The organism is Desulfomarina sp., from assembly GCF_054039375.1.
Genome location: NZ_JBPLBA010000032.1, coordinates 1 through 9,398, shown reverse-complemented (window position 1 = coordinate 9,398; position 9,398 = coordinate 1). Strand labels below are relative to the sequence as shown.

The following is a 9,398-nucleotide window of genomic DNA, read 5'->3' as shown; positions in this document are numbered from 1 at the left end:
CTTGATGTCGTCAGCCAGGATGAGCTTGGTGCCCTGGCAACGGCATTTAATACTTTTGTTGAGAAAATTCAAAAGACTATTACAGATGTTACTGGAACAGCGGCGAGGCTTCATCAATCTTCCGGTACTTTGACTACGATTGCAGATCAACTGGCACATGGTGTGGAACAGACTTCCGGTAAGGCGGAAACGGTAGCTGTTGCCAGTGAAGAAGTCAGTGCCAATATGGGATCGGTTGCCGCTGCCATGGAAGAGGCTTCAACAAATGTTTCCCTTGTGGCAACGGCGACGGATGAGATGACCACATCCATCAATGAAATAGCAAAAAATACGGAAAGTGCAAACAGCATTACCAATGAAGCTGTAACGCAGACAGCAATATGTTCTGAGCAGGTTTTAACCCTGGGAGATGCTGCTGATGAAATTGGTAATGTGCTTGAAACAATTACAGAAATATCAGAACAAGTCAATCTGCTGGCATTAAACGCAACGATTGAGGCGGCAAGAGCTGGTGAGGCCGGCAAGGGATTTGCTGTGGTTGCCAATGAAATCAAGGAGCTTGCCAAGCAGACTTCAGATGCTACCATGGAAATTAAGACAAAGGTTGAAGGAATTCAGCAGTCAACCCAGGGAACAGTCAAGGGTATTGAATCCATTTCTTCAACAATAAACAGGGTTCATGAAATCGTTGCGGTGATCTCAACCTCCGTTGAGGAACAACTGGCGACCACCAGTGAAATATCGGAAAATATTTCCCAGGCATCAACGGGTATCGTGGAAGTAAATGAGAATGTTGCCCAGAGTGCGACAGTAGTATCATCAATTGCCAGTGATATTGGCGAGGTGAATATTGCCGCGCATAAAATGGCCGATAACAGTGATGAAGTGAATAAAAACGGCAGAGACATGCGCAGTCTGGCTGAGGAGCTTAATAAGCTTGTAACAACGTTTAAAGTATAATCTACTGCTCTGAACCATGGCAGGGGCAGATTTCACCGGAGATATCCGGGTGAATGTTTCGCAATGCGGTAAGAATAGATGCCGCATTGCGATTTTTTTTTATACGGTTATTTAGGAAAATTGCCTTTTTCCTTGATCCCCGTTTCCTGACCTGGAACATAGAATCTATTTTTTCAAGGTACTCATAAATGAAAAAAATATGGATCCTGGGGGGGGGCAAATTTGGTTCTCTGGCCCTCAAACAGACTGCGCGTAATTTTCCCCAGGCTGAAATAACGGTTGTTGACAAGAACAGGGAGCCGGATAATTTTCCAGGTGCAGTGGTTGTTCGCGAGGATGGGATCAGCTGGCTTGTTCGGCATCTGAACAGGGGCAGTGATGTTGACCTGATTATTCCGGCTGTCCCCGTTCATGTGGTGGCCCGGTGGCTGGAACAGATGGCAGACAGGCAATATAAGGTCTTTCATGCAGCAGTTCCGCAATCATTTGTGGCAGAATTACCCAATGTAATGGCAGGTGGGGACAATACTGTTTATGTCAGTCATGCTGATTTTCTCTGTCCTGATAACTGTGGAGAGCCTGAAAAGTTCTGTACTGTGACGGGAAAACCAAGAGGTGAAGATATGTTCCGCCTGCTTGATAGAGCAGGGGCTCTGGTTATACAGAGCCATCAGCTCTATCTTGGGGTGGGTGGGGTTTATCCGGAAGATTTATGGGCTCTTTATGACAGAATTTTGAAATTACCGTCAGAACCGGTTCTTGTTGCCACTGCCTGCAGATGTCATGGAGTGGTGGACGGATTACTTTTTATCCCCCGCACCTGATGGCTCCCTGGGTCTGCTTGAAATCTCATCTATTGATATTTCAAGTGTCTTCAAAATGATGCCCGTGTATCTCTGGATGGTATCCTGGGTGTATTTCCGCAGTTCCTCAAGGTCACTGTTCAGTGTTTTCCCGTAGGGTACGGAGATAAACAGTTCAATATCATAACCTGAGCGCCCGATAACGACCTTGACTTTATTGACCTGAACATCGTCATCATATTCATCAATACAATGGAAAATCATCTGGGTCAGGGCAGCCTCAGAGATGGTTACTCTTCCTTTCTGGTTTCTCTGGTCCTGAAAATCTGGCTGGACAATGGATTTTTCAAAGAAACGGGACTTTTTTTCGCCGTTCTGTCGTTTTTCACCGCGAAAAAAAATACGGATGGAATCTGAAAGGATTCTGGCATAGTCCCTTTTTACTTCAATTGCCGGTACGGGGATGACATGTTTTCCCTCTTCCGAGCGGGAACGGATGGCATCTTCAATATCCTTTTTACTGGCAATTTCCTCGATACGAATAATCTCGCTGATGGGCGGCAATTCAAGGCGTTCAGCAATTCTTTCCACCATTTTATCAGAGGTGCCCAGGATCAGGACTTTTTTGATTTTTCTGTCCTGGATGACCTTGATAACATTTTTTCGTTGAACGGCATCGTTGAAAAGGGCGGTTTTTATGGCGCTGAGGTAGTGCTTTTCCTGTTTGGCAGAACGTCCTGCCAGAATAGTATCGCCATAAATAAGAAGTCCATCGTCTATGATATAAGGAATACCGATTTTCTCAGCCAGCAGTTTTGCCCGAAAACTCTTCCCGGTTCCACTTTTTCCCACCAGGGCATAGACTGTCATTCCTTTCAGGCGACCCTTCACCCGGTTGAGGAACTGATAAATTTCCTTGCCGGTAAGAAATACCCATTGACTTTCTTTACTCGTTTTTTCAGAAGACATGCTACTCATATTGTGCCTGGATGTGAAAGCGTAATTCTCCCGGTTATATCTTGAATATAATTACTCACAGGGGCAGCAAAAGTCATATAAGGGTTTCTATCCTTCTGCTTACTCTATACATCTATACATTACTGTGAAATTTTCAGCTACCTGGAAAAGAAAATTCAGCAGGTTGATACTCAATGTCGTTAACTTAAGCGATGAGTCCCATTGCGACCTCGTCCGAGGGGCGCCATAAACCCGTCCCTGGGGCTTGACTGCAGCCGTCCTGGCTGCAGACACCCTCGACCAAGGGCCAGAATGGGACTTTCCTGATCCATCTTGTCCTTAAGTTAACGACATTGGGTTGGTACTATTGGGCCTGATGAGATTTCTGTCTGCGGGCAATCTTGAACAGGGAGCTGAAACGCATAACCTCACGTTTCTTTTCATCCACAACCACCGCTTCTCCCCGCAGGCTCCTGTCCCCTTCCCTGGTGACGGTTGCATGGGCTGTGACCCTCCCCTGTCTGACCGGGGCGAGGAAGGTGGAATGCAACGAAAGAGTTGCAAAATGGGTCCCCGGCGGGAGGAGGGATTTGCAGGCCATGGCCACAGCCGTATCGGCAAGTCCGGTCAGTGCTCCACCGTGGAGTAGTCCGGCCCCCTGGGAAAAATCGTAGAGAAAGGGCATGGAGAGTACCGCTTTGCCTTCACTGATATGTTCAATTTCCATTTGGAGAAGTTCTTCGAAAGGCGCGCAGGTCAGCCAGTTGTCAAGCGTTACCCGGTGAGGTCCGGTAGAAGGTTTAATGCCGGGTCTGGATTGATTGTTTTTCATAATTGTCCGGTGTATGGATTTTTGTTGAGGGAATTATTAAAATACACTCAGTCGGCAGTTATTTCCAGGATGGAGGAATGGTGTTGACCGCAGCCGGGCAATTGTAGCTTTCGGTTTATATTCCTTCTCTCACATGTTGTCTGGTACCATGGAAATTGAATTTCAGAAAGAAAAACGAATATGAAAACGAAATTATCATCCATAAATCTTCTGGAAGAATTGACAAAGCCTGAAAATAAAGAGTTTTCAGCGGAATTCACAGATGTTTCTTATGCAGAAAACAACCTGGTTTTTTCTCCAGGACATGAGAATAATCTTGTATTTATTGTAAAAAAAGGCCGTCTGCGACTCTACCTGGCAGTTGAAGACAAGGATTTTTCCCTGGCGATTCTTGAACCGGGTGATATTTATGTTACCCACACCAGGGCCCACGTACAGACTCTTGAACCTTCAGTCCTCATGATCATGCCGACAAGGCGGTTGCATCGTTATATGACCACTTATCCAGCTTTGTCAAAAACCATTATTTCAATTCTCGGCGAGATGTTGAAACAGTCTTTTTCAATTATTGACAGTCTTGTTTTCAAGGATATCAAGCAGAGAATTGTTGATTTTTTTATCCATGAAGCGGAAAAGAACGGTACAGTCGAAGCAGATGGTGTTGTTGTCCGTATTGAATTGACAACAGCCCAACTGGCCGCCATTGTCGGAGCTTCACGTCAGACCGTGTCAACGCTTGTCAACGCCATGTTAAAGGATGGTTTACTGGTAAAGACCGGTAAAAGCGTATATCGTATTCCGGATATAACTTTTCTCTACAGATCCGCCTCCCTCTGATTTTTTCCTGTTTTCTGTCAGCCAGCTGACAGCGGCTTGGTTTTTTTCCGGTTATCGTCAGCAGATACTGTTTCAGTATTTGCTGAATCAATTGATGAACAATAACTGCGGGAGAACCACATGGCAGAGAAAAAAAGAAATGTTGAGGATATGACCATCTGGGAAGATGCGCGACAAATGTTGCGCAAGGCGGAACGCGACGGTATTGAGACGGTCTGGGATCGGCTTGAACACCAGACTCCCCACTGCAGGTTCGGTGAGTCTGGTGTCTGCTGCCGGATCTGTACCATGGGGCCCTGTAGAATAAGTAAAAAGGCACCATTGGGGGTCTGCGGGGCCGATGCCGATGTAATTGTGGCCCGGAATTTCGGGCGCTTTCTTGCCGGAGGAGCGGCCGGGCATTCAGATCATGGTCGTGATTGCATTGAAGCATTTTATGCTGTTGCCCATGGGAAAACCGGTGACTACCAGATTAAAGACCGAAATAAAATGCTGCGAATTGCCAGGGAACTGGGGGTGGCGACCGAAGGGCGGGATTTCATGGATGTGGCGAGGGATCTGGCCGATGAGTTTTTTGAAAGTTTTGGTTCAAAACGTGAGGAGGTTGGTTTTATCGGCAGGGTCCCCAGGGTTCAGAGGGAGAGTTGGAAAAAACTTGGTATCATGCCCCGGGGGGTGGATCGTGAAATTACGGAAATGATGCACAGGACCCATATGGGATGTGATAATGATGCCGCCAATACATTGCTGCACGGTGCCCGTATGTGCCTGGGGGATGGTTGGGCGGGTTCGATGATTGCCACTGAAATTTCGGATATTCTCTTTGGGACGCCTTTTCCCCGTAAAGCCCAGGTGAACCTGGGTGTTTTAAAAGAGGATCATGTCAATATTCTTGTCCACGGCCACAATCCGATTGTCTCGGAAAAAATTCTGGAGGCTGTCCATGAACAGGAATTAATTGATTATGCCAAAGAGAAAGGAGCTTCAGGTATTAACCTGGCCGGTCTCTGCTGTACCGGTAATGAACTGATGATGCGTAAGGGAATTCCAATGGCCGGTAATCATCTTATGACGGAACTGGCTGTTATAACCGGTGCTGTTGAGTTGATAGTGGTGGATTATCAATGCATTATGCCGAGTCTTGTCCAGGTGGGGAGCTGTTATCATACAAAAATGGTTACAACCGCCGATAAGGCAAGATTCTCCGGGGCGGATCACGTCAGATTTGAAATGCATAACGGCATGGAACAGGCAAGAAAAGTAGTTCGTATGGCAGTTGAAAGATATTCCATGAGAAATCCGGACCGGGTTGAGATCCCAGAAAATCCGGTTGATATTATGACGGGATTCTCCAATGAAGCACTTCTTGAGGCTCTGGGAGGGACGATTACTCCCCTGGTGGATGCGATTAAGGCAGGAAAGATTCGTGGAGCCGTGGGAATTGTCGGTTGTAACAACCCAAAATACAGGCATGATTACTGTAATGTGAATCTGACCAGGGAGCTTATTAAAAAGGATATCCTGGTGATAGTAACCGGTTGTGTGACGACGGCAGCCGGAAAGGCAGGGTTGCTCGTTCCGGAAGCCATTGAGTTTGCAGGACCCGGTTTACAGGAGATATGCGGGGCTCTCGAAATTCCTCCGGTGATACATATGGGGAGTTGTGTGGATAACGCAAGAATTCTTCAGCTGGCAGCTCTTCTGGCTGATGAAATTGGAGTATCCATTGCAGATCTGCCTCTGGCGGCATCCTCTCCGGAATGGTATTCGGAAAAAGCTGCAACCATAGGAACATATGCCGTGGCTTCAGGTATATATACTCATCTTGGTCATCCTCCGAATATTACCGGGTCGGCGGTTATTACTGATCTTGCTCTTGGTGGACTGGATGATCTGGTGGGCGCCTGTTTCGGGATAGAGCCGGATCCTTTCAAGGCTGCAGATCTTATTGATGAGCGGATCAAGCTCAAGCGGAAGGGGCTTGGTTTGAGTGAGTAGGATCGGTCGATTGCCAAAGCCGTGCTTGTGATTTCAGGCAAGCACGGTTTTTACGGCACTTGCGGGACTATTGGTTCAATATCCCTGGAGCGTATCCATCCAGTTCTTCCTGTGTCATCTTTTATGTACGTGAATTCGTGATGGTTTTTTTCGGGAAAGACAAGGCGTCCCGCCTGGATGGACCCGTTTGATCTGGAAGAATCAAACGGAGAGAGAAGCAGACGGCTTCCTTCGGCGGTCACAACCCAGGCATGGTAAACTGGATACCTGTAGAGTGCACCGGCCACTGAAAGGGTAATGAGGAAGAGACAGGTAATTGAAACAGTTCGTTTCAGGACAATGGACAGGGGGAATTGCAGGGCGACGGCAAGCTGCAGCAGGGTAAAGATGACCAGAAAAACCAGACCGGAGAGGAGCCACTGGTCCATATTCAGTAACTGGAAAAATTTTTCAGACCAGGAAAACTCCCTTGAGTAGAGACCGTTTTTCTTTCTGAGCAGATGCAGGTTGCCTTTGATATCTGAATCAGTGGGAGAAAGGCGGAGAGCACGTTCATAATTGAGAATGGCTTTGCCGGGTTGTCCTGAATGTTCGTAACTGACTGCCAGGTTAAAGAGAACATCAGCACTGTAGCCCGATTTCTGGATCAGTTTTTCGTACAGTTCGGTAGCGGTGGTATACTCTCCTTTTCCCATGGCCTCGTTAGCCCTGGTAAAAAGATTCCCGGTGTCCGATGTCGCGGTGGCAGCAAGAGAGAATATTGCCAGAAGAACTATAACTATTCCAACTGAAAATCGGTGTTTCATAGCAGATCCTCCAGTTCATGCCGGAGTTGTTCCAGGTACTCATCCATCTGTTGACGGCCAATACTCTTTCCTCCATAACCGGCTTCTTCCGCCACTGTAAATATTTCCATAAGCGGGCCTGGCCGGTCGATTCTTTTTTGAATATCAGCCAGGGTCAGTGCTGATGGAGCTATTCCCCAGGCTGGACCCAGGTGCTCCTGTATTGTCCGGCGGCAGAGGGAAAGAAAGAGAACATTATCTCCATCTTTTTTGGCCTGTTCCAGTTTTTTTAAATTGCGGGAGAATCGTTCACGATTTTCTTTCTCTTTCTGTCGCCGGGGGTTGTTTTTTCTGTTCTGCTGAATGATTCGAAAGGTTGTAATCATGATAAGCAGAACCATGCTGCATCCACCGACGATAATAAACCAGGGTTTTCTGTAGAGTGGGGCAATGGCATAATGAAACGCGCCTTTTTCAAGGTGAAGGAGCGACATCAGGACTTTCTTATTTTTCGGTTTTTTTGACTGAACGGGTTTTTTCTCTTCCGGTTGTGACCTGACCGGTCTGTCTGGCGAAGGAGTTATTTCCACAGTCAAAGGAGGGCTGTTGACGGTCTCATATTGTTGTCTCTCCGGATTGAAAAAGCAGAAGGAAAGTGAGGGAATTTCTTTGATATCACTGTTTCTGGCAACGATGGCCATCTCGTATCTTTTTATTCCGGACAAAACATCCTTGCCCGGAATAAAATCAGTAGTGGGGCTATAGGTTTTCCAGTCGGAGTTACCGGGAAACACTGGAGGTTCCACTCTGTCAAAATTTCCTTTTCCCTGGATTTCAATGGTGAGAGTAATGGGTTCTCCCACTTCGGCCTTCAGAGGGGCTCCATTGATATTCATGGCAAAATTACCGATAGCCCCTGTGAAAATTTCCGGTTTCCCTTTTTCGGGGAGATCGATGATCTCAAGATCAACTTTTTTGCTGTTGATTTTGATGGGTTTTTCCACCGTTCCTCCGAAAAAGCTGTTGAAAAACGGGTCATTGAAAATATCTCCAAAAGAAGACATGGGACGACGTTGTCCGGGCAGCACCAGGGTCCCGTCGAGGGAAAAACTGATGGAATGTCTGCCCGCCTTGATCCCTGTGACAGCTGCATTCCAACTGAGGATATTATAGGTTTTGCCTCCGATATTTTCCCGGTGTCTTCGGGGTTTATCATCGAGCGGGGGCATGACCACACCATCGCCATGAAGAACAGGTAAGGAATTGATATTTACCCGATAATCACTGTTAAAACAGACTTCTATCTTTACTGGTATAATTTCGCCGGTATAATGGCTGCCGGGAGGCTGTATCAGCCGGATGAAGGCAACCTGTTGCTCTATTGACGACGGGGAGGAAGATGGAGCAGGAGAACCGGTACCCGCGGTCACTTCAAATTCAAGCCGGTTTGTATGGACAGTCGTATCTCCGGCAGTGACGGAAATCGGCGGTATACTGTATTTTCCGGGGTTGAGAGGTTCCACCAGATAGGTATTGGTGATGGAGGAGGTGTAGCTGCCATTGATTATGCTGATCTGTGAGGACTGCCCCCGGTTGTGGAAGCGTACACCTCTGACCTCAGGAAGGTCTATGTCGGCGGAACGGGCACCGTTGATAGTGATGGTCAAAAGTGCCCCCCCGTTGACGGGAAAGGTGGTGCTGTCTAAAAAAGCTTTTGCCGTAATTTTCGCAAATACAGGGGTGGGCAGCATTGCCAGCAGGACCGTCAATTGTATAAAAATGATCAGTTTTCCCAGGCGCATTACCAGTTCCTCTCAATACTGTCGTTATTCATATGTTGAGAAGAGGGGACAAAATTCAATTCCCCTTCCCTGCTTTTCAGGCTGTTGAGCAGTCTTTCCGCCTCCTCACGGGTCATTTTTCCCAGGCGTCTTCGCTCAGTGTTCTCCCTCTTTATCTCCTGTTTTGTGCCAGCAGATTTTTCAGAATAGTCCGGTTTTTCGGTCATCCGTGAGGAATCCTTTTTCTTTTGTCCGGATTGAATTTTCTTTTTGGAAGTGTTGGATTTTTTTTCGTTATTTCCCTTTTTTTCTTTCTGCTTTTGTTGGTGTTGTTTATTTTTTTGCTGTTGCTGTTGCTGTTGCTGTTGCTGTTGCTGTTGCTGTTGCTGTTGCTGTTGCTGTTGCTGTTGCTGTTGCTGTTGCTGTAATTTTTCCAGTTGTTTTT

9 protein-coding genes are annotated in these 9,398 nt (G+C 46.9%); 4 read left to right on the top strand and 5 right to left on the bottom strand.

The window, feature by feature from the left end; genetic code table 11:
• Both ACXLDX_RS01890 and ACXLDX_RS01885 read left to right on the top strand, forming a co-directional pair.
• Window positions 1-960 (top strand): methyl-accepting chemotaxis protein (locus tag ACXLDX_RS01890; RefSeq protein WP_457575493.1); only part of this gene is annotated, 960 nt, incomplete at its 5' end.
• A 188-nt stretch (window positions 961-1,148) separates the two neighbouring features.
• A complete protein-coding gene (locus ACXLDX_RS01885) occupies window positions 1,149-1,784 on the top strand; it encodes a potassium transporter (RefSeq protein WP_457575492.1) in 636 nt (211 codons plus the stop codon).
• Here ACXLDX_RS01885 and ACXLDX_RS01880 read toward each other — a convergent pair.
• A complete protein-coding gene (locus ACXLDX_RS01880; RefSeq protein WP_457575494.1) occupies window positions 1,761-2,633 on the bottom strand; it encodes a hypothetical protein in 873 nt (290 codons plus the stop codon). The two genes, ACXLDX_RS01885 and ACXLDX_RS01880, sit on opposite strands and share 24 nt — an antisense overlap.
• 451 nt (window positions 2,634-3,084) lie before the next feature.
• Window positions 3,085-3,552, bottom strand: coding sequence for a PaaI family thioesterase (locus ACXLDX_RS01875; protein ID WP_457575491.1), 468 nt, complete (start codon window positions 3,550-3,552; stop codon window positions 3,085-3,087).
• Between the two features lie 180 nt (window positions 3,553-3,732).
• Here ACXLDX_RS01875 and ACXLDX_RS01870 point away from each other — a divergent pair, with 180 nt between their 5' ends.
• Window positions 3,733-4,389, top strand: coding sequence for a Crp/Fnr family transcriptional regulator (locus ACXLDX_RS01870; protein WP_457575490.1), 657 nt, complete (start codon window positions 3,733-3,735; stop codon window positions 4,387-4,389).
• A 120-nt stretch (window positions 4,390-4,509) separates the two neighbouring features.
• On the top strand, window positions 4,510-6,387 hold the full coding sequence (gene cooS / locus ACXLDX_RS01865) for an anaerobic carbon-monoxide dehydrogenase catalytic subunit (RefSeq protein ID WP_457575489.1): 1,878 nt from the start codon (window positions 4,510-4,512) through the stop codon (window positions 6,385-6,387).
• 50 nt (window positions 6,388-6,437) lie between these two features.
• Here cooS and ACXLDX_RS01860 read toward each other — a convergent pair whose 3' ends face one another.
• The 3 genes from ACXLDX_RS01860 to ACXLDX_RS01850 all read right to left on the bottom strand — a co-directional run.
• Complete coding sequence (locus ACXLDX_RS01860) at window positions 6,438-7,193, bottom strand: tetratricopeptide repeat protein (RefSeq protein WP_457575488.1); 756 nt, start codon at window positions 7,191-7,193, stop codon at window positions 6,438-6,440.
• The gene (locus ACXLDX_RS01855) at window positions 7,190-8,974 is read right to left on the bottom strand and encodes a BatD family protein (RefSeq protein ID WP_457575487.1); all 1,785 of its coding nucleotides are present in this window, start codon (window positions 8,972-8,974) and stop codon (window positions 7,190-7,192) included. The genes ACXLDX_RS01860 and ACXLDX_RS01855 overlap by 4 nt, the downstream gene beginning before the upstream one ends.
• Window positions 8,974-9,398 (bottom strand): hypothetical protein (locus ACXLDX_RS01850; protein WP_457575486.1); only part of this gene is annotated, 425 nt, incomplete at its 5' end. The genes ACXLDX_RS01850 and ACXLDX_RS01855, both read right to left, overlap by 1 nt.